Origin of the sequence: Streptomyces nigrescens (assembly GCF_027626975.1) — a bacterium.
Lineage (GTDB): Bacteria > Actinomycetota > Actinomycetes > Streptomycetales > Streptomycetaceae > Streptomyces > Streptomyces nigrescens.
Window position 1 is genome coordinate 4,723,051 of record NZ_CP114203.1, and the last position, 19,626, is coordinate 4,742,676.

Consider the following 19,626-nt stretch of genomic DNA (forward strand, 5'->3'; position numbering starts at 1 on the left):
TCCTGCCGTGGCTGCCATGCCATGAGCCTAATAAGGGCCGTTTTCCGGGGAAAGTCCATGTTTGCCAGGACGGCGACCGGCCAGGCCGCTGTACGCCACCGGCCGGACCGCCACACGCCACCGGCCGGCCCCCGCCCTACGCCACCGGCTGGGCCTCGCCGTACGCCGCGTCCACCGCCCGCTCGCGCTCCAGCATCCGCCGGAACGGGCCGTCGGCCGCGGCCAGCTCCGCGTACGTCCCGTGCTGCACGGCCCGCCCGCGGTCCAGGACCAGCACCTCGTCGACCGCGTCGAGACCGGTGAGCCGGTGGGTGATCAGCACCGTCGTACGGCCCTCCGTCGCGGTCAGCAGATCCGCGGTCAGCGCATCGGCGGTGGCCAGGTCGAGATGCTCGGCGGGCTCGTCCAGGACGAGCACCGGGAAGTCCGCGAGCAGCGCACGGGCAAGAGCCAGCCGCTGCCGCTGGCCACCGGACAGCCGGGCGCCGCGCTCCCCGACCATCGTGTCCAGGCCGGCGGGCAGCCCCCGCACCCAGTCCGCGAGGCGCGCCCGCGCGAGCGCGTCCCACAGGTCCTGGTCGGCGTCGTCCCCGGCACCCCGCCCGTCCGGACGGGCGAGCCTGAGGTTCTCCCGCAGCGAGCTGTCGAAGAGGTGCGCGTCCTGCGCACACAGCCCCACCAGCCGCCGCACCGCGTCACCGGCCATCTCCCGGGCCTCCGTGCCGCCCAGCGTGTAGGTGCCCGACTCCCCGTCCAGGAAGCGCAGCAGCACCTGCGCCAGCGTGGTCTTCCCGGAGCCGGACGCACCGACGACGGCGAGCCGGTGCCCGGCCGTCAGGGTGAAGCCGACGCCGTCCAGCGCCGGCCGGTCCTGTCCCGGGTGGCGCGCGGTCAGCTCCCGTACGGCCAGCGGGAACGGCGTCCCGGGAGCGGCGGCCGGGGTGACCGGCTCGGACACCGGCGCGGGCGCGTCCAGCACCTCGAAGACCCGCTCGGCGGCGTGCCGGGTGCGCCGGCGGTACTGCACGGCGAGCGGCAGCCCCGTCACCGCCTCGAACGCGGCCAGCGGAGTCAGCACGACGACGGCCAGCGCCACCCCCGTCAAACGGCCCGTCTGCACGGCCTGGACACCGGCCACCGCCGACGCCGCGACCGTCAGCCCGCACAGCAGCGCCGACAGCCCGGCGCCGGTCCCGGCCACGGCGGCCGAGCGGGAGGCGATCCGGGTCAGATCCCGGTCCGCGCACCGCACCGATTCCGTACGGGCCCCCAGGGCGCCGGCCACCGTCAACTCGGCGGTACCGGTGAGCATCTCGACGACCCGGGTGGCGAGCCGTCCGCGGGCCGGTGCCAGCCGGCGCTCCGTACGGCGGGCCAGCGCACCGGAGAGCGCCGGCACGCCCACCCCCGTGAGCAGCAGCCCGGCGGCGAGGATCGCACCGGCCTCCGGCAGCAGCCAGCCGGTGAAGCCGACTGCGCCGGCACCGACCAGCACCGCCGCACCGACGGGCAGCAGCCAGCGCAGGAAGTAGTCCTGCACCGCATCGACATCGGCCACCAGCCGCGACAGCAGATCGCCACGGCTGCGCTCCCTGAGCCCGGCCGGCGCCAGTCGCTCCAGCCGCCGGAAGACGGCGACGCGTACCTCGGCGAGCATCCGGAACACCGCGTCATGGGCGACCAGCCGCTCGGCGTACCGGAACACCGCCCGCCCGATGCCGAACGCCCTGGTCGCGGTCACCGCCACCATCAGATACAGCACCGGTGGCTGCTGCGCCGCGCGCGAGATCAGCCAGCCGGAGGTCGCCATCAGGCCCACCGCGCTGCCCAGCGCAAGGCTCCCGAGCAGCAGCGCCCACGCGAACTGCGCCCGATGGGCACGGGCCAGCCGCCGCAGCCGGGTGAGCGCGGCACCGCGGGCGGAGTCACGGGACGTATCGAGAGCGGCGTCGGACGCGAGGTCCACGGCCGCGGCCCCGGCGGAGCCTCCCTTCCCGGAAGCCGAGTCCCCGGCCGTCTCCGGGCGCACCGCCACCGACGCGTCCGCAGCGGCGCGCCGCACCGCGCTCGGCGCTCCGGTCAGCACGTCCCCGGCCGCCGGGTCCGGGAGCCGCACCACCCGGTCCGCCACCGCCAGCAGCGCCGGCCGGTGGACGACGAGCAGGACCGTACGGCCGGCAGCAAGCCGGCGGACCGCGGCGACGACCGCCTCCTCGGTGGCGCCGTCCAGATTCGCGGTGGGCTCGTCCAGGAGCAGGATCGGGCGGTCGGCGAGGAAGGCGCGGGCGAGCGCGAGGCGCTGGCGCTGACCTGCGGAGAGCCCGGCGCCGGACTCGCCGAGCCGGGTCGCCGTACCGTCCGGGAGCGCGTCGACGAAGTCCAGCGCGCCCGCGTCCCCCAGGGCCGTGCGCACCGCGGCGTCATCGGCGTCCGGCCGCGCCAGCCGTACGTTCTCGGCGATGGTGCCGGCGAACAGATGCGGGTGCTGCGGCACCCAGGCGATCCGCTGCCGCCAGCTCTCGGGGGAGAGGGACGCGATGTCGCGGCCGTCGACCAGGGCCCGGCCCTCGGACGGTTCGGTGAAGCCGAGCAGCACGCTCAGCAGGGTGGTCTTGCCGGCACCGGAGGGCCCGACCAGCGCGACGGTCTCGCCGGGCCGGACCTCGAACGAGGTCGCGGGGAGCGAGTCGGCACTCCGCCCGGGGTGGCGGACCACCAGTTCCTCGACGGCCAGCGCGGTGCCCCGCGGCGCGGGTGCGGTGCCGGGCGTGCGCAGCGGGGTCTCCAGGACCGCGAAGATCTCCTCCGCGGCCGAGAGCCCCTCGGCCGCGGCGTGGTACTGCGCCCCGACCTGCCGCAGCGGTAGATACGCCTCGGGGGCCAGCACCAGCACCATCAGCCCGGTGTAGAGGTCGAGTTCACCGTGCACCAGCCGCATACCGATGCCGACCGCGACCAGTGCGACGGAGATGGTGGCGAGGAGTTCGAGCGCGAAGGAGGAGAGAAAGGCGATCCGCAGCGTGCGCAGCGTCGCCCGGCGGTATTCACCGGTGATGGACCGGATGGAGGCGGCCTGGGCCTTGGCCCGGCCGAAGACCTTGAGGGTGGGCAGGCCCTCGACGACATCGAGGAAGTGGCCCGACAGCCGGGCGAGCAGCCGCCATTGACGGTCCATCCGCGACTGGGTGGCCCAGCCGATCAGGATCATGAACAGCGGGATCAGCGGCAGGGTGATCACGATCGTGAGCGCCGAGATCCAGTCGCCGGTGACGATCCGGGCCAGCACCGCGAGGGGAACGACGACCGCCAGCCCCAACTGCGGCAGGTAGCGGGCGAAGTAGTCGTCCAGGGCGTCGATGCCCCGGGTGGCGAGGGCGGTGAGTTCGCCGGTGCGCATCTCCAGGGTGCCGGCAGCGGCACCCGCACCGGCCGCCTCCGCGCCGTACGCATCCGGGACCTGCGCGGCGGCGTCCGTACGGCCGATCACCGCGCCGGGCCCCAGCCGCGCCGCCCGCTCGATCAGCCGCATCCGCAGCTCGGACTTGACCGCCGCGCCGGCGCGATGGGCGGCCAGCTCGGTGAGCCAGGAGACCAGGCCACGTCCCACGGAGACCGCGGCGAGCAGCATCAGGGGTGTGGTCAGGGCGCTGACCGCGAGGTCGTGCTGGAACGCACCGACCACGACCTCCGCGATCAGCATCGCCTGGCCGACGACCAGGCCCGCTCCGGCAAGCCCGAGCACCACCACCGCGATCAGGAAGCCGCGGGTGGCCTGGGCGTAGCGGAGCAGACGCGGGTCGACGGGTTTCACGTGAAACATTCCATCCTGCTGAGGCCGCCCCGAGGGGCGGCAGCTCAACTAGTGGGCCTTGGCCAGGTGTTGGGTGCCGATGCGCTTACGGAACACCCAGTACGTCCACCCTTGGTAGAGCATCACGAGCGGTGTGGCGAAAGCGGCACCCCACGTCATGATCTTCAGGGTGTAGGGGCTGGACGAGGCGTTGCTGACGGTGAGGTTCCAGCTCTCGTTCAGCGTCGACGGCATGACGTTCGGGAAGAGCGTCAGGAACAGCATCACGACCGCGGCCACGATGGTGATGCCGGAGAAGGTGAACGCCCAGCCCTCGCGCCCGAGCCGGTTGGCCCCCAGCGCCGCGACCAGTGCGACCACCGCCACGATCAGGGCGATCAGGCTGCTGCCGTCGCCCTGGTCGGCCTGGGTCCAGCCGAGGAAGCCGACCACCAGCACCGCGGCGATCGGTCCGAGGACGGCCGCCATCCTGCGCGCCCGCTCCCGGATGTCGCCCACCGTCTTGAGCGAGGCGAACACCGCACCGTGGAAGGTGAAGAGGGCCAGCGTGACCAGGCCACCGAGGATCGCGTACGGGTTCAGCAGATCGAGCACGCTCCCCACATATTCCTTGTGGGCGTCGATCTTGACTCCGTGTACGAGGTTGCCGAAGACCACGCCCCACAGCACCGCGGGCAGCAGCGAGGCCCAGAAGATCGTGTTCTCCCAGTTCCGCTGCCAGCGCTCCCCGGTCCGCTTGACGCGGTATTCGAAGGCGACACCACGCAGGATCAGACAGATGAGGATCAGCAGCAGCGGCAGATAGAAGCCGGAGAAGAGGGTGGCGTACCACTCGGGGAAGGCCGCGAAGGTCGCACCGGCCGCACTGATCAGCCAGACCTCGTTGCCGTCCCAGACCGGCCCGATGGTGTTGATCAGTACCCGCTTCTCCTGCCGGTCACGGGCGAGGAGCTTGGTGAGGACGCCGATTCCGAAGTCGAATCCTTCGAGGAAGAAGTACCCGGTCCAGAGAACGGCGATAAGGACGAACCAGACGTCGTGGAGTTGCACAGTCGCCTCCTAGTACGAGAAGGCCATCGGCCGGTCGGCGTCCGTGCTGTCGCCGCCGATCTTGGTGGGCGGGTTGAGGTCGGAGTCGGTGAGCTCCGGGGGGCCGGCCTTGACGTACTTCACCAGCAGCTTGACCTCGACCACGGCGAGGATCGCGTAGAGCGTGGTGAAGACGATCATCGAGGTGAGGACCTCGCCCTGCGAGACGCCCGGGGAGACCGCGTCCGAGGTGCGCAGCACGCCGTAGACGGCCCAGGGCTGGCGGCCCATCTCGGTGAAGATCCAGCCCCATGAGTTCGCGAGGAGCGGGAAGCCGAGGGTGACGAAGGCGAGCGACCAGTACCACTTGCTCAGGCGGGCACCGAGCTCCTTGTTCTTGGTGAGCGCGAGCCGGGGTGGTTCCTCGTCGCCCGTGCGCAGCCCCGGCGCCAGCCAGAACTTCTTACGGGTAAGCCACAGCCCGGCGAGCCCAATGGCGAACGACGACATCCCGAAGCCGATCATCCAGCGGAAGCCCCAGTAGGCGACCGGGATGTTGGGCCGGTAGTCACCGGGCCCGAACTTCTGCTGCTCGGCCCGGTTGACGTCATTGATGCCGGGGACCGGTGAGGTGAAGTCGTTGTGGGCGAGGAAGGAGAGCACACCGGGCACCTCGATGGCGACCTTGTTGTGGCCCTCGTCGACATCCCCGTAGGCGAAGACCGAGAACGGCGCCGGCTTCTCCGTCTCCCAGAGCGCCTCGGCGGCGGCCATCTTCATCGGCTGCTGCTTGAACATCACCTTGCCGAGCTCGTCACCGCTCACCGCGGTGAGGACGCCGGAGATCACCAGCGTGATCAGCCCGAGCCGCAGCGACGTCCGCATGACCTTGATGTGCTTCTTGCGCATCAGATGGAAGGCGGCTATGCCGACCATGAACGCGGCACCGGTCAGGAAGGCCGCGGTCAGGGTGTGGAAGACGACGACCAGGGTGGTGTCCTGCGTCAGCACCTTCCAGAAGTCGGTCAGCTCGGCACGGCCGTTCGCGGCGTTGTACTTGTAGCCGACCGGGTGCTGCATCCAGGAGTTCGCCGCCAGGATGAAGTACGCCGAGAGAATCGTGCCGATCGAGACCATCCACATGCAGAAGCAGTGGATCTTCTTCGGCAGCTTGTCCCAGCCGAAGATCCACAGGCCGATGAAGGTGGACTCGAAGAAGAACGCGATGAGCGCCTCGAAGGCCAGCGGAGCACCGAAGACGTCACCGACGAACCGCGAGTAGTCGGACCAGTTCATCCCGAACTGGAACTCCTGGACGATGCCGGTGACGACACCCATCGCGATATTGATCAGAAACAGCTTGCCCCAGAACTTGGTGGCCTTGAGGTACTTCTCCTTACCCGTGCGTACCCATGCGGTCTCGAGTCCGGCCACCAGAGCGGCGAGGGAGATCGTCAGGGGGACGAACAGGAAGTGGTAGACGGTCGTGATGCCGAATTGCCATCGCGCCAGAGTCTCTGGCGCCAACGCCAGTTCCATGTCGTGCTCCTTACGTCGCCGTGTGGCACCACGGCAATGCCCCTTATGCACCCAATAAAAGGCGCATAACGGATGTGCTTGTGAACGCGTTCACATTCACAAGCAATTATCTCCTATGACTTTTCGGCCAATCCCCGGGGGGTACGTGACTGCGGTCACGTCCGCGCCAAAACGGCCCGAGGCCGCGGGTCGGCAGACCCACGGCCTCGGTACGGCGTCCTGACGACGGTTTACAGCGCCTTGCGGAACTCCTCCGCAGCCTGCAGGAACAGATCCATCGCCGAGCTCTCGCCGATCGTCACCCGCACCCCCTCGCCGGGGAACGGCCGCACGACCACACCGGCCCGCTCACAGGCCGCGGCGAAGTCGACCGTACGGTCCCCCAGCCGCAGCCAGACGAAGTTGGCCTGCGATTCCGGCACCGTCCAGCCCTGCCCGAGCAGACCGTCCACCACCCGCGCCCGCTCGGCCACCAGCGCGTCGACCCGCTCCAGCAGCGCCGCCTCGCTGCGCAGCGACGCCACCGCCGCCTCCTGCGCAAGCTGGCTGACACCGAACGGCACCGCCGTCTTGCGCAGCGCCGCGGCCACCGGCTCATGGGCCACCGCGAAGCCGACCCGCAGCCCCGCCAGGCCGTACGCCTTGGAGAAGGTCCGCAGCACGCACACATTGGGACGGTCGCGGTAGAGATCGATACCGTCCGGCACCTCGGCGTCCCGGATGAACTCGCGGTAGGCCTCGTCCAGCACCACCAGCACATCGCCCGGCACCCGGTCCAGGAAGGACTCCAGCTCGGCCCGGCGTACGACGGTGCCGGTGGGGTTGTTGGGGTTGCAGACGAAGATCAACCGGGTCCGGTCGGTGATCGCGGCCAGCATCGCGTCCAGGTCGTGCACCTCGCCGGAGGTCAGCGGGACCTGCACGGACGTGGCACCGGAAACCTGGGTGATGATCGGGTACGCCTCGAACGAACGCCAGGCGTAGATCACTTCATCGCCGGGCCCGGACGTCGCCTGGACCAGCTGCTGGGCCACCCCGACCGACCCGGTGCCCGTCGCCAGATGCTCCACCGGCACCGAGAACCGCTCGGACAGCTCCGCCATCAGGCCCGTGCAGGCCATGTCCGGGTAGCGGTTGAAGGACCCTGCAGCCGTCACCGCGCTCTCCAGGACGCCCGGCAGCGGCGGATAGGGGTTCTCGTTGGAGGACAGCTTGTACGTGACGGGGCCGCCGGCCGCCGCCGGCCGGCCCGGCTTGTAGGTGGGAACGCCGTCCAGCGCAGCACGCAGCCTCGGGGTCTTCTCGCTCACCGCAGGTCCTCCTCGACCGTCCGCTCATCTCCAATACTGCACACCTTATGAGGATTGACCCGTTCGGCGGCAGCCCCGGCCCGGCGGCGGCGCCTCTCCCCTCCCCGGACGGCCCTCCCGGAAAGCCCGCGCAAAGCCCCCTGGGAGCGCTCCCCGAACCGGCGCGCGCCGGTGGCTTACGCCGTGGCGCGCATCCCCCGTCAAGGTGACTTGGGACCGCTTCGGGACCGGAACAGATCGACAGGTCAAGGCGGAAAATCTCCCGCAGAATGATCACCATTCATGCCAACTCCCTTTATTTTCCAGGGAATTGGTGATTGATCACCGTGCAGAAACGTGCCTTTCCACAGCCGTTGGTGGACCCCCGTGAATGCCCCTAACGAGCCCTACTATCGGCTCGCCATGACAGCAGCAGGGAAGCACCAGGTGAGCCGGTCGACCGGTCGCCGGCTGGGGCGGGCGGGCATCCGGGACGTGGCCGCCGCAGCCGGTGTGTCGATCACGACTGTCTCCGACGCGCTCAACGGCAAGGGCCGGCTTCCGGATGCCACCCGTAGCCATGTCCGCGAGGTGGCCGACCGGCTGGGCTACCGCCCGTCCGCAGCCGCCCGCACCCTCCGTACCGGCAAGTCAGGGCTCCTCGGCCTGACCGTGACCACGTACGGGGACGAACCTTTCACCTTCACCGAATTCGCCTACTTCGCGGAGATGGCCAGAGCCGCCACCTCCGCGGCCCTGGCCCGCGGCTATGCGCTGGTCATCCTCCCGGCGACCTCCCGTCACGACGTGTGGTCCAACGTCGCTCTCGACGGCACCGTCGTCATCGACCCCGCCGACGGCGACCCCGTCGTCACCGAACTCGTCCGGCACGGCATCCCCGTCGTCTCCGACGGCCGCCCCGGCGGCGCACTGCCCGTCACCGGCTGGGTCGACAACGACCACGAGGCGGCCGTCCTCGGTCTGCTCGACCATCTCGCCGACGCCGGCGCCCGCCGCATCGGGCTCCTCACGGGCAACACCACCGACACCTACACCCGCCTGTCGACCACCGCCTATCTGCACTGGTGCGAGCGGGTCGGCCAGGATCCGGTGTACGAGTCCTACCCGGCCCACGACCCGTGCGCGGGGGCCGTCGCCGCCGACCGGCTCTTGGCCCGCCCGGACCGCCCGGACGCCGTCTACGGGCTCTTCGACCCCAATGGCACGGACCTGCTGGCCGCCGCCCGGCGCTACGGTCTGCGGGTGCCGGAGGACCTGCTGCTGGTCTGCTGCAGCGAGTCCACCCTCTACGCCGCCACCGAACCGCCGGTCACCACACTCTCCCTCAAACCGCGCCGTATCGGCACCGCCGTCATCCAGATCCTCATCGACGCCATCGAAGGACTGGACAACGGCCGGCCCATCGAACAGGTGATACCTACCGACCTCATCGTCCGTGCCTCGTCCCAACGACGCTCACCGAGAACGACCGTCAGCCCGCCACGGGGACCGACCTGCGACTGAAGGGCTCCCACATACGGACGACCGGGCGTTCTCTTCTACGAGGAAAAAACCGGGTGATCACGGGAGAAATCATCCGTGAATGCCGGGCTTCGGCGGATTGACCACCCCCGGGTGCGTCACAACCCGCGACCAGCATTCCTATGATGGGCGCACGACACCGCGGACCGCCGTCGACCAGGCAAAGGTCCGAGAGGTGCACGGCGGCGCGACGGTGGAGGGGTCGATGACTCAGGGGGCCAGTCTGGGACCCATGGTGCGGACCATGGCGGGAGAAACTCCGGCGCCTGCTCCGCCGCCCGGAGTGCCTTCCGGCACGCCCGCCGGGTCCCCCGTGCCGCCCGTCGGCCCGCCGCTCCATCTGCCCGCCGGTGCCCCTGCCGCGCCTCCCGTTGCGCCGCCGGCCGCCCCGCCGGCCGAGCTGCCCGAGGAGTACACCCCGACCGCGCGTGACCTCCCGGTCATCAGCCCCGGTCGTACGGACACCCTCATCGACCGCCCGGCGGTCGTCCCGGTGCCCGAACCCGCCATGGACCCCGACGCGCCCGAGGGCATGGGCCCGTTGTACGTCGTCGGCGATGTGCACGGCTACTACGACGAGCTGCGCGAGGCGCTGGCCGCCGAGGGCCTGATCGACGCCGACGGCAACTGGGCGGCGGGCAACGCCCGGCTCTGGTTCCTCGGCGACTTCACCGACCGCGGCCCGGACGGGATCGGCGTCATCGACCTCGTCATGCAGCTCTCCGCCGAGGCCGCGGCGGCCGGCGGCTACTGCAAAGCCCTGATGGGCAATCACGAACTCCTGCTGCTGGGCGCCAAGCGGTTCGGTGACACCCCCGTACAGTCCGGCGCCGGCACCGCGTCCTTCCAGGCGGCCTGGCTCCTCAACGGCGGCCAGAAGACCGATATGGACCGTCTGGAGGACCACCACCTCCAGTGGATGGCCCGGCTGGACGCCGTGATGGAGGAGGACGGGCATCTGCTCGTGCACTCCGACACCACCGCCTACCTCGAATACGGCGACTCCATCGAGGCCGTCAACGACACCGTCCACGACGTGCTCACCCGCAGCGACGCGGATGAAGTCTGGGATCTCTTCCGGAAGTTCACCAAGCGCTTCGCCTTCCGCGACGAATCCGGCTCGGAAGCCGTCCGGGAACTCCTCGATGCCTACGGTGGCGACCGCGTCGTCCACGGCCACAGCCCCATCCCGTATCTGCTGGGCGAGGTCGGCACGGAGGACGGCGAGAGCGACAGCGTCGCGGTCGACGGTCCGCATGTCTACGCCGACGGTCTGGCCATCGCCATGGACGGCGGCATCACGATGGCCGGAAAGCTCTTGGTCGTTCAACTCCCGCTGGCCGGCTGAGGGTTGCCCGGGTAGTCGTACGCCGGACCGGGCGACGGGCGGTCAGGACGAAATCGGGGGGCGGCACCGGCGGAAACCGGTCGAGGCATTACTCAATTTCCGCAAACTCTCTGTCACCCCGTACCGGAGTCGCTCTACCATCGGTCTATCCGTAGCAGGCTCTCCTCCGTTTCCGCCCACTGCCCGGCCAACGCCGGCCGTACGGCCCTACGGAGCATCGGGGGATGCACATGAACAGCGCTCCGCACCTGCTGAACGAGGATCGCGCGGAATTTGCGCGGATCCTCGATGAGGCGCTGCGTACCGCCCCATACCGCCCGGACGACCTGACCACCGCCGCGGGACACCCTCTCAACACCGAGCAATTGCGCACGATGGCACTCGGCGCGACCACCGCCATCGCCGCCTGTGCCACGGCCGAATACCAACGCTATGTGCAGCTCCGCGCCGAGCTGCGCGCACCGGCGCCCACCGCGTCCGTCGCCGATACGAACGGCGAGGAGCAGAATGCGGCCGACGACGGGAGACCGGGACCGGACAGCGATGCGGTCATGGACGAGGCCGAAACAACCGGCGCCGGACTGACCGCCATGATCGCGGTGCTCGCCCCCGTGCTCGCCGGCATCGCCGCCGTCCTCTTCCTCCTGCTCGGCTATGTGCTGCGCGCCATCAGCCCCGACAAATCCCTGGCCCAGCCGCTGATCAGCGTCGGCTGGATCTTCGCGGCGCTGACCGCGGTGGGCACCCTCGTCTCGATGGCCGGTCTGCTCGTCACGGCGCTGCGCAACGGCGCGTCCGCCCAGGTCACCAGAGCAGAGGAGTCGGCCGAGGCGCTGGACCGGGCCCGCGAGGCCTGGCGCCGCGCCCTCCTGGAGCGCGGTCTGCTGCCTTTCCTCCGAGAGGCCCTCGCCGACCCCACCGCCACCCCGGACGACGACCCCACCCGCTATGTCTCCCGCAGCACCACGTCCCCCGAGAGCCGCATTCCCACCCTCGGCTACACCCGCCCCCAGTTCACCAGCCCCGACAGCGGCTCCTCGGGATCCCGCCCGCGCTACTCCAGCCCGGACTTCACCAGCCCGGATTACGGCGGACCGGACCACCGGCCGGATTAGGGCGGGCTGCCAGTCAGGGCCGGGCCCGCAGCGGCCGGCCCGTGCCGTCCTCGACCATCAGGGCAGAGGCGTGAAGCGGCCTCAGGGAATCTCGGCGAGGTCGGCCGCAGCCCGCACGAACTCGCGCACTCGCTCCGTGGTGTTCCCCTCCGGCCAGACCAGTCCCCGTTCGATCGGCTTCGCGTCGTGCAGGGGCACGTAGGTGACGTCCGGCCGGGGGTAGTACTGCCGGGAGGACGCCCCGACCGGGAGGACGCCCCTGCCCCTCGCGACCAGGGTGAGCATCTCGGAGAACGACCCGCCGGCGGGCCCCTTCTCCACGGGCCTGCCCGACGGGGTGCGGTCCGGTGTGCGGTCCCTCTTGAATGCCGCTGAGGTCGCCGCCGGGTACTGCACCACGGGGTGTTCCGCGAGTACCTCGACCGACACCGACCGCTCACCGGCCAGCGGATGCCCCGCCGCCACGGCGAGCACCCGTTTCTCCCTCAGCAACACCGGCCCGCAGGCCATTTCGTCGAACGGATAGGAGGCGAGGAGAATATCGATCGAGCCGTCGAGCAGACTCGCCCGGGAATTGGACAGCTGAACCTCCCGGACGTCGACGCGGCAGTCGGGATGACGTTCCGCGAACAAGCCGACCGCCCTGAGCAGCACAGGTGCCGTCCACTCGCCGAGGAAGGCGACCCGCAGTTCTCCCGTCACACCGCAACCGGCGTCGACCGCCCTTTGCAGCGCCCCCTCCATGGCGGCGACCAGTGGCGCCAGGTCATCGGCCAACTGCCGTCCGATCGCGGTGAGTCGGACGGTACGGCTGTTTCGGTCGAACAGCCTGCTGCCTGTCCGGCGTTCCAGCTTCTTGATCACCTGGCTGACCCGCCCGGTCGTGATCCGCAGCCGCTCGGCGGTCCGGCCGAAGTGCAACTCCTCGGCAAGCGTCAGGAAGATCTGGGTCTCCAGCCGTTCCAGCAAGATGCCCCCCGGCGTTGAATCCGGCTCAACGGTCTTATTTCGATCATGCCTTGATCACGGCTTCCCGGGGGCGGATCGTAGAGAGCGACCACCCGGTCATCCATGAGAACCCGAGCCGGCCCGGGCCGTCGCCCACCCGGCCGCCAACGCCATTGCCCTGGAGGGAACGTGACCACTGTGCGCGTCACCGGATTCGACCACCTGGTCCTCAATGTCGAGGACATCGAGCGGTCCCTGGACTTCTACATCGGACTCCTCGGCCTGGAACCGGTACGCGTTGCGGAGTGGCGGTCCGGCAAGGCCCCGTTCCCGTCGGTGAGAATCACTCCGGAGACCATCATCGACTTGGTCAGCGGCGCCCGCGGGGAAGCCAACGTCGACCACATCTGTCTCACCGTGGAACCGCTCGACTGGGACGAGGTCATCGAGTCGGGAGCCTTCTCCGTCGTCCGGGGCCCCATCGAGGTCTTCGGCGCGCGGGGCACCGCCATATCGATCTACGTCCAGGACCCGGACGGCAACACCGTGGAACTGCGCTGGTACCCGCAGGACGTCGCAGCCTGACCGAGCCGAAGTCCCGGTCCGGGGTGCGACGACCGGACCGGGACCGTGGGGAGGAGCTCAGTTCGCCAGTGGCAGGTACACCCGGTTCCCGCTCTCCGCGAATTCCCTGGACTTCTCCAGCATCCCCGCCTCGATCTCCTCGGGGGTGGAGCCCTCGTCACCACCGAACCGGTCGGTGATGCTCTGGCTGATCTTCATCGAGCAGAACTTCGGGCCGCACATCGAGCAGAAGTGGGCCGTCTTCGCCGGTTCGGCGGGCAGCGTCGCGTCGTGGAAGGCGCGGGCCGTGTCCGGGTCGAGGGCCAGGTTGAACTGGTCCTCCCAGCGGAACTCGAAGCGGGCGTCGGAGAGCGCGTCGTCCCATTCCTGGGCGCCGGGGTGGCCCTTGGCCAGGTCCGCCGCATGCGCCGCGATCTTGTACGTGATGACGCCGGTCTTGACGTCGTCGCGGTCCGGCAGACCCAGGTGCTCCTTGGGTGTGACGTAGCAGAGCATCGCGGTGCCCCACCAGGCGATCATCGCCGCGCCGATACCGGAGGTGATGTGGTCGTAGGCGGGCGCGATGTCGGTGGTCAGCGGGCCGAGCGTGTAGAACGGCGCCTCTTCGCAGATCTCCTGCTGGAGGTCGATGTTCTCCTTGATCTTGTGCATCGGGACATGTCCCGGGCCCTCGATCATGGTCTGTACGCCGTGCCGCTTGGCGATGGTGTTCAGCTCGCCGAGCGTCCGCAGCTCCGCGAACTGCGCCTCGTCGTTGGCGTCCGCGATGGAGCCGGGGCGCAGACCGTCACCGAGCGAGTAGGTCACGTCGTAGGAGGCGAGGATCTCGCAGAGCTCCTCGAAGTGCGTGTAGAGGAAGGACTCCTGGTGGTGCGCCAGGCACCACGCGGCCATGATCGAACCGCCGCGGGAGACGATGCCGGTCTTGCGGCGGGCCGTGAGGGGCACATAGCGGAGCAGCACACCGGCGTGCACCGTCATGTAGTCGACGCCCTGTTCGGCCTGCTCGATGACGGTGTCCTTGTAGATCTCCCAGGTCAGCTCCTCGGCCTTGCCGTCGACCTTCTCCAGCGCCTGGTAGAGGGGGACGGTGCCGATGGGGACGGGGGAGTTGCGCAGCACCCACTCGCGGGTGGTGTGGATATTGCGGCCGGTGGACAGGTCCATCACCGTGTCGGCGCCCCAACGGGTCGCCCAGGTCATCTTCTCCACCTCCTCCTCGATGGAGGAAGTGACCGCCGAATTGCCGATGTTGGCGTTCACCTTCACCAGGAAGTTCTTGCCGATGATCATCGGCTCGATCTCCGGGTGGTTGACGTTGGCCGGCAGCACCGCACGGCCGGCCGCGATCTCGTCGCGGACGAACTCGGGCGTGACCTTCTCACGGAGGGCGACGTACTCCATCTCCGTGGTGATCTCGCCGCGCTGGGCGTACGCGAGCTGGGTGACCGCGGCGCCCTCACGGCCGCGTCGCGGCTGACGGGGGCGGCCCGGGAAGACCGCGTCGAGGTTCTTGAGCCCGCCGCGCGGCGAGGTGTGCTTGAGGCCGTCGTCCTCCGGCCGCAGGGGGCGGCCCGAGTACTCCTCGGTGTCGCCGCGGCCGATGATCCAGTTCTCCCGCAGCGGCGCCAGGCCACGGCGGACGTCGGTTTCGATATTGGGGTCGGTGTACGGCCCTGACGTGTCGTAGAGCGTCACGTCCTTGCCGTTGGTGAGGTGCACCCGCCGGACCGGCACCCGAAGGTCCGGGCGCGATCCGGAGACGTAGCCCTTGTGCCAGCCGATCTGCGACTTTTCGTCACCGTTGGCACCGTTTTCGGGCGTGCGTGCATCCTGCAGAGTCATGAGACCCAACTCCCTACGCCGGCATTACCCGGTAACAGGTTCGGCGGTCGACGCAGCGGCTTCCGTCCGCCGACGTTTCACGTGAAACGCCGCTGGGACGGAGGTCAGCGCCCTCTCAGCCCGGTGCTCCGAGCTCCCGCGATTGCAAAGGTGCCACCACGGTAGCGGCCGATGTGGCGCGGTGAACAGTGGGCCCCTTGAGTTCTTGCGATGATCGGGCGGTGTCCGCTCACGAGTCCCACCACCACTCCGCCCCGCACTCCCATGCGCACGGCCATGGTCCTGCCGCGCCCGTCTCCCGGCATCTGCGCAAGGTCATCGCGGCGGTACTGATCCCGTTCGCGGCCGCGGTGGCGGTCGGCCTGTTTGTGCTCTGGCCGGGCGGTGCACCGCCCCACAAACCGTCAGGGGTCGGCTTCGACCAGCCCACGGAGACGGCCAGAGTGGTCAAAGTGGCGGAGGTGAACTGTGCGGACGTCCATGCCGAACAGCAGCCCCAGCCCCCGTCGCCGACGGGGCAGCCACCGACCGGGGGAGCGGACAAGGGCAAGCCCTGCCAGCAGGCGACGATCGAAGTCACCACCGGAGAGAACAAGGGGCGCACCTTCCAGACGGTGGTGACACCGGACGCCCTGCGCCACTACACCACCGGCCAGGAGGTGGTGGTGTCGTACTCCCCCAAGGCACCGAAGGATCTGCAGTACTCGATCAGCGATGTCGACCGGTCGCTCCCGATGTGGCTGCTGGCCGCGATCTTTGCGTTCGCCGTGGTGATCGTCGGCCGACTGCGCGGACTGCTCGCACTGGTGGCGCTGGCGGCCAGCTTCGTGGTCCTGACGCTGTTCATCCTTCCGGCGATCCTGCAGGGCTCCAATCCGCTGGTGGTGGCGGTGGTCGGGGGCAGCGCCATCATGCTGATCGCGCTGTACCTGTGCCATGGACTGACGGCCCGCACCTCCGTGGCGGTGCTCGGCACCCTCGCGTCGCTGCTGCTGATCGGGCTGCTCGGATCGGTGTTCATCGGCTGGGCGCTGCTGACCGGCAACACCGACGACACGACCGGGCTGGTGCACGGTCTGTACCCGGACATCGAGATCCGCGGTCTGCTGCTGGCGGGCATCATCATCGGTTCGCTGGGTGTGCTCGACGATGTGACGGTGACCCAGACCGCCGCGGTCTGGGAGCTCAAGGAGGCGGACCCGTCGGCCGGCTGGCGCAAGCTGTACGGCGCCGCGATGCGGATCGGCCGGGACCACATCGCGTCCGTCGTCAACACCCTTGTGCTGGCCTACGCGGGTGCCGCACTGCCGCTGCTTTTGCTGTTCTCGATCGCACAGAGCAGCGTCGGTACGGTCGCCTCGAGCGAGGTGGTCGCGGAGGAGATCGTCCGCACGCTCGTGGGCAGCATCGGGCTGGTCGCCGCGGTGCCGCTGACCACCCTGCTGGCCGCGCTGGTCGTCTCGGCGGACCGGAAGGAGCGGAGCGCGCCGACCGGCGACGAGGCGGGAGCCGGACAGATGACCGGGGCCGAAGCCGGGGCGGCTGTCGGGGTCACCGGCGGCGTGCCGGCGAGCCCCACGGGTGGCAGGCAGGGACGACGTGGGGGACGCGGCAAGCGACGTAAGCAGTGATGACGGGCAGGTGGGAGCAGGGGAGGGGTGACGGGGGCCGGGTCAGCCGGCCGGGGCCTCCGTGAGGATCTGGTCCAGTACGGCCTCCAGGGTGGCGCAGACCTCTTCCTTGCCCAGCGGGACCAGCCGGTCCGTACGGTCCAGGAAGGCGACCAGCGGCGCCGCACTCACCCGGAACAGCGCACGCTCGGCGCCGACTTGAAGGCTGATGAGGACATCGCTGAGGTGCTCGGGGGAGGCCGGCTCGATACGCACATCGCCCTCACCGGACGGCCGGCTCAGCCCGTCCAGCAGCAGCTCCCGGCCGAACGCCCAGGTCACCGGCGCATCGCCGGGCAGATCGAAGGTGAGGCGGACGGCATACGGATCGGCGCTGGCGAAGTCCAGCTCCACCGGAATCCGGAACGCAAGCTCCTCCGAGACGACGAAGCTCATGATCACTTCTGCCTGAACTGTGTCGGTCATCAACCACTGCCCCGCACTTGATCGGAGATGGCCGGGAAACAACCCCCGTAGCCCTATTGGCGCCATCGTCTGCCACGCGCCAGCAGATCACAAGGAGTGAGTTTTCAGATACTGATAGAGAAGGCGAGTGTCGTTAGTGTCGCCTCCGCCATTTTCCGTAGTCGGTCTGTAACGGACCGCAATCGACGCAGTTCGTCCACGGGCAGGGAAACCGCCAACGTCGCGGCGGCCGCCCCGACCTGGACGGGAAGAGCGGAGCACACCGTGCCCAGGGCATATTCCTGACGCTCGTAGGCGACTTGGCCGCGACGCACCGTATCCAAACGATGCAGTAAATCGTCCTCAGTTCGCACGGAAAAGGGCGTTATCGGCTGGACGGGATGGCGCGCCAGATGCTCCTTCCTCGTTGCCTCGTCGAGCTGCGCGAGCAGACATTGCCCGATCGCATGGGCGTGTGCGGTGGCACGGAAGTCGACCCACTCCGTGACCGGCGGCCGTGCCGGGTCATCGGTCACCGCCACCACCTCCACTTCACCCTCCCGGTAGACAGCGAAGTAGACGGCGGCACCCAGTTCCCGTCCCGCCACGGCGAGCGCCTCGGAGATATGGGCCCGTTGCCGGCGCCTGGCTCCGGCCCCGCCGATGGCCTCGGCCGCCTCTCCGAGGACGAACACACCGTCCTCACGCCGGAGATAGCCCTCGTGCGTCAGGGTCCGCAGCAGGTGGTAGGTCGTCGGCAGCGGCAGCCCGGCTTCCCTGGCCAGTTGCTTGGCGGGCGCGCCGTCGGCATGTGCGCCCACCGCCTCCAGTAGCCGGAGCGCGCGCTGCACCGAGCCGATCAAGGTGGGATGGGAGGCGGATTCACCGTTCACGATCGCCAACGCAAACCCCCAGGTCCGCTCGCAGTGGGGCACGGGCCCCGGCCACGGGACCCACTCCCGCGACCCGCGCGCGCCTCCCAGGCACCCGCGATGACGCTCGGACCGGGCTCGCCTCACCCGGGGTGTTCCGGAACGCCACCGTCCGGAAGACGCCGGCGATCGGCACTCTAACTCGGCAGAGGGGGGCACAAGACCGAAAGCCGGAGGAGTTACCCCGCCCGCGCACCGCTGAGCGGGGCTGTGCGGGCGGGGTTCGACAGCGGACCCAACTGCGTCGCGATGAGGTGCATTTGGGGTACTTTGGTGGGCGTGAGCTGTTCGGCGAACGTCGCCGAGCGGGATCACTGCTGCGGCGACCGCCGGTGGTCGGGCACCGGCGGTCGGTCGCGGCGGCTGTGGCTTACCAGTCGCTCTTCGACGAGGAAGAGGACGAGCCGCTGGCCCTGCGGACGAGGTAGATGACTCCGGCGATCAGGGCCGCCGCGATGAGGACCTTGAACAGCACGCCGATCAGGAAGCCGAGCGCGGTGGCGATCAGTCCGCCGAAGACGACGATCAGGATGACGGGCACCACGACCCAGGTGACCCACCACGGAAGCCCTGCGAATATCCCCTTACCGGCCACTGCTCTCCCCTGCTTTCTGTCTGTCGCGCTGCCGTTGTCCGTACCGCGCTATCCGTCTGCCGCGCTGTGATCGCGCTGATGGCACCGTCCGCGTGCTGCGTGTCTGCCGCCTCACGCCTCAGGTTTCCCTTCACCAACGATGCTAGGACGCGGATCACGACCGTGGGGGCTCCTCAGCCCCGGTCCTCCCCTGACCCGTCCCCTACGGGTCCCGGGGCCCGGCCCTTAGCTCTCAGGAGGAGAGAAGACCACCATCACCCGGAGGTCCTCGCTGATGTGGTGGAACTTGTGGGGCACCCCGGCCGGCACATAGACCACGCTGCCCCGTGCCACCGACTGTGTCTCCTGCCCGACGGTGATCGCCGCCCGGCCGCTGACCACGAGATACACCTCGTCCTGGGCATGCGGCTGCTGTGGATCGATGCTGCCGGCATCCAGCGCATAGAGCCCGACCGACATATTGCGTTCCCGTAGGAACTGCAGATACGCACCGTCGTTCGCGGCCCGCTCCGCTTCCAGCTCTTCCAGTCTGAAAGCCTTCATGCCGATCGCACCCCTCGATGATTCAGACTCGTCTGCGACGATCTCACCATGAAGCATTTTCTGGTCAAGACGATCGCCAATGCCGCGGCGCTTGCCGTGGCCATCTGGCTGCTCAAGGACATCACGCTCACCGGTGAGAACACCGGCCGCCAAATACTGACACTCATCCTCGTCGCGCTGATCTTCGGGCTGGTCAATTTCCTGGTCAAGCCCGTGGTGAAGCTGCTCTCGTTCCCCCTGTTCATCCTCACGCTCGGCCTGATCACGCTGGTCGTGAACGCGCTGATGCTGCTGCTGACCTCCTGGCTCGCCGGCAAGGCCGATCTCGCCTTCCATGTGGGCGGCTTCTGGACGGCACTGCTCGGCGGCGTGATCATCTCCATCGTCGCCTGGGCGATGCATGTGGTCCTTCCCGACGAGGACTGAGCCT

General features: G+C 69.4%; 16 protein-coding genes. 6 read left to right on the forward strand and 10 right to left on the reverse strand.

From position 1 onward, the window contains the following. Positions 1–136: 136 nt before the first annotated feature. The 4 genes from cydD to hisC all read right to left on the reverse strand — a co-directional run bounded on the left by cydD (position 137) and on the right by hisC (position 7,689). Complete coding sequence (gene cydD, locus STRNI_RS21095) at positions 137–3,820, reverse strand: thiol reductant ABC exporter subunit CydD (RefSeq protein WP_277411804.1); 3,684 nt, start codon at positions 3,818–3,820, stop codon at positions 137–139. Between the two features lie 39 nt (positions 3,821–3,859). After that, positions 3,860–4,861: a cytochrome d ubiquinol oxidase subunit II gene (gene cydB / locus STRNI_RS21100; RefSeq protein ID WP_277411805.1), complete on the reverse strand. Its 1,002-nt coding sequence runs from the start codon at positions 4,859–4,861 to the stop codon at positions 3,860–3,862. A gap of 9 nt (positions 4,862–4,870) precedes the next feature. Further along, a complete protein-coding gene (locus STRNI_RS21105) occupies positions 4,871–6,379 on the reverse strand; it encodes a cytochrome ubiquinol oxidase subunit I (protein WP_159487329.1) in 1,509 nt (502 codons plus the stop codon). A 230-nt stretch (positions 6,380–6,609) separates the two neighbouring features. Then, complete coding sequence (gene hisC, locus STRNI_RS21110; protein WP_018092161.1) at positions 6,610–7,689, reverse strand: histidinol-phosphate transaminase; 1,080 nt, start codon at positions 7,687–7,689, stop codon at positions 6,610–6,612. 402 nt (positions 7,690–8,091) lie between these two features. On the opposite strand from hisC, the gene STRNI_RS21115 reads away from it, so the two are divergent. The 3 genes from STRNI_RS21115 to STRNI_RS21125 all read left to right on the forward strand — a co-directional run bounded on the left by STRNI_RS21115 (position 8,092) and on the right by STRNI_RS21125 (position 11,673). Continuing rightward, on the forward strand, positions 8,092–9,192 hold the full coding sequence (locus STRNI_RS21115; protein ID WP_037742820.1) for a LacI family DNA-binding transcriptional regulator: 1,101 nt from the start codon (positions 8,092–8,094) through the stop codon (positions 9,190–9,192). A 262-nt stretch (positions 9,193–9,454) separates the two neighbouring features. Next, entirely contained in the window at positions 9,455–10,558 is a 1,104-nt protein-coding gene (locus tag STRNI_RS21120; protein ID WP_229838118.1) for a metallophosphoesterase, read from the forward strand. 224 nt (positions 10,559–10,782) lie between these two features. After that, positions 10,783–11,673 (forward strand): hypothetical protein, encoded by an 891-nt coding sequence (locus STRNI_RS21125; RefSeq protein ID WP_277411806.1) that lies wholly within the window; start codon positions 10,783–10,785, stop codon positions 11,671–11,673. 81 nt (positions 11,674–11,754) lie between these two features. Here STRNI_RS21125 and STRNI_RS21130 read toward each other — a convergent pair whose 3' ends face one another. Beyond that, on the reverse strand, positions 11,755–12,642 hold the full coding sequence (locus STRNI_RS21130; RefSeq protein ID WP_277411807.1) for a LysR family transcriptional regulator: 888 nt from the start codon (positions 12,640–12,642) through the stop codon (positions 11,755–11,757). 177 nt (positions 12,643–12,819) lie between these two features. Here STRNI_RS21130 and STRNI_RS21135 point away from each other — a divergent pair, with 177 nt between their 5' ends. Continuing rightward, a complete protein-coding gene (locus STRNI_RS21135; protein WP_018092156.1) occupies positions 12,820–13,206 on the forward strand; it encodes a VOC family protein in 387 nt (128 codons plus the stop codon). A gap of 57 nt (positions 13,207–13,263) precedes the next feature. On the opposite strand, the gene thiC is transcribed toward STRNI_RS21135, so the two are convergent. Next, positions 13,264–15,051 (reverse strand): phosphomethylpyrimidine synthase ThiC, encoded by a 1,788-nt coding sequence (thiC, locus tag STRNI_RS21140; RefSeq protein ID WP_277411808.1) that lies wholly within the window; start codon positions 15,049–15,051, stop codon positions 13,264–13,266. 221 nt (positions 15,052–15,272) lie between these two features. Here thiC and STRNI_RS21145 point away from each other — a divergent pair, with 221 nt between their 5' ends. Further along, positions 15,273–16,682: a YibE/F family protein gene (locus tag STRNI_RS21145; RefSeq protein ID WP_018092154.1), complete on the forward strand. Its 1,410-nt coding sequence runs from the start codon at positions 15,273–15,275 to the stop codon at positions 16,680–16,682. Positions 16,683–16,724: 42 nt separating this feature from the next. Here STRNI_RS21145 and STRNI_RS21150 read toward each other — a convergent pair whose 3' ends face one another. From STRNI_RS21150 to STRNI_RS21165, 4 genes are all read right to left on the reverse strand, one after another. Continuing rightward, on the reverse strand, positions 16,725–17,147 hold the full coding sequence (locus STRNI_RS21150; protein WP_026170069.1) for an SsgA family sporulation/cell division regulator: 423 nt from the start codon (positions 17,145–17,147) through the stop codon (positions 16,725–16,727). A 104-nt stretch (positions 17,148–17,251) separates the two neighbouring features. Continuing rightward, positions 17,252–18,022, reverse strand: a complete 771-nt coding sequence (locus STRNI_RS21155) for an IclR family transcriptional regulator (protein ID WP_381844178.1) — start codon at positions 18,020–18,022, stop codon at positions 17,252–17,254. A 406-nt stretch (positions 18,023–18,428) separates the two neighbouring features. Then, a complete protein-coding gene (locus STRNI_RS21160) occupies positions 18,429–18,653 on the reverse strand; it encodes a DUF5326 family protein (protein ID WP_018092151.1) in 225 nt (74 codons plus the stop codon). A gap of 225 nt (positions 18,654–18,878) precedes the next feature. Next, complete coding sequence (locus tag STRNI_RS21165; RefSeq protein WP_018092150.1) at positions 18,879–19,196, reverse strand: cupin domain-containing protein; 318 nt, start codon at positions 19,194–19,196, stop codon at positions 18,879–18,881. Between the two features lie 48 nt (positions 19,197–19,244). On the opposite strand from STRNI_RS21165, the gene STRNI_RS21170 reads away from it, so the two are divergent. Next, positions 19,245–19,622, forward strand: coding sequence for a phage holin family protein (locus tag STRNI_RS21170; RefSeq protein ID WP_018092149.1), 378 nt, complete (start codon positions 19,245–19,247; stop codon positions 19,620–19,622). Positions 19,623–19,626 lie beyond the last annotated feature (4 nt).

Coding starts and splice junctions, on each gene's coding strand:
- STRNI_RS21115 (WP_037742820.1), top strand. CDS start 8,092: ATGACAGCAGCAGGGAAGCACCAGGTGAGCCGGTCGACCGGTCGCCGG.
- STRNI_RS21120 (WP_229838118.1), top strand. CDS start 9,455: ATGGCGGGAGAAACTCCGGCGCCTGCTCCGCCGCCCGGAGTGCCTTCC.
- thiC (WP_277411808.1), bottom strand. CDS start 15,051: ATGACTCTGCAGGATGCACGCACGCCCGAAAACGGTGCCAACGGTGAC.
- cydD (WP_277411804.1), bottom strand. CDS start 3,820: ATGTTTCACGTGAAACCCGTCGACCCGCGTCTGCTCCGCTACGCCCAG.
- STRNI_RS21150 (WP_026170069.1), bottom strand. CDS start 17,147: ATGACCGACACAGTTCAGGCAGAAGTGATCATGAGCTTCGTCGTCTCG.
- STRNI_RS21105 (WP_159487329.1), bottom strand. CDS start 6,379: ATGGAACTGGCGTTGGCGCCAGAGACTCTGGCGCGATGGCAATTCGGC.
- STRNI_RS21165 (WP_018092150.1), bottom strand. CDS start 19,196: ATGAAGGCTTTCAGACTGGAAGAGCTGGAAGCGGAGCGGGCCGCGAAC.
- STRNI_RS21170 (WP_018092149.1), top strand. CDS start 19,245: ATGAAGCATTTTCTGGTCAAGACGATCGCCAATGCCGCGGCGCTTGCC.
- STRNI_RS21125 (WP_277411806.1), top strand. CDS start 10,783: ATGCACATGAACAGCGCTCCGCACCTGCTGAACGAGGATCGCGCGGAA.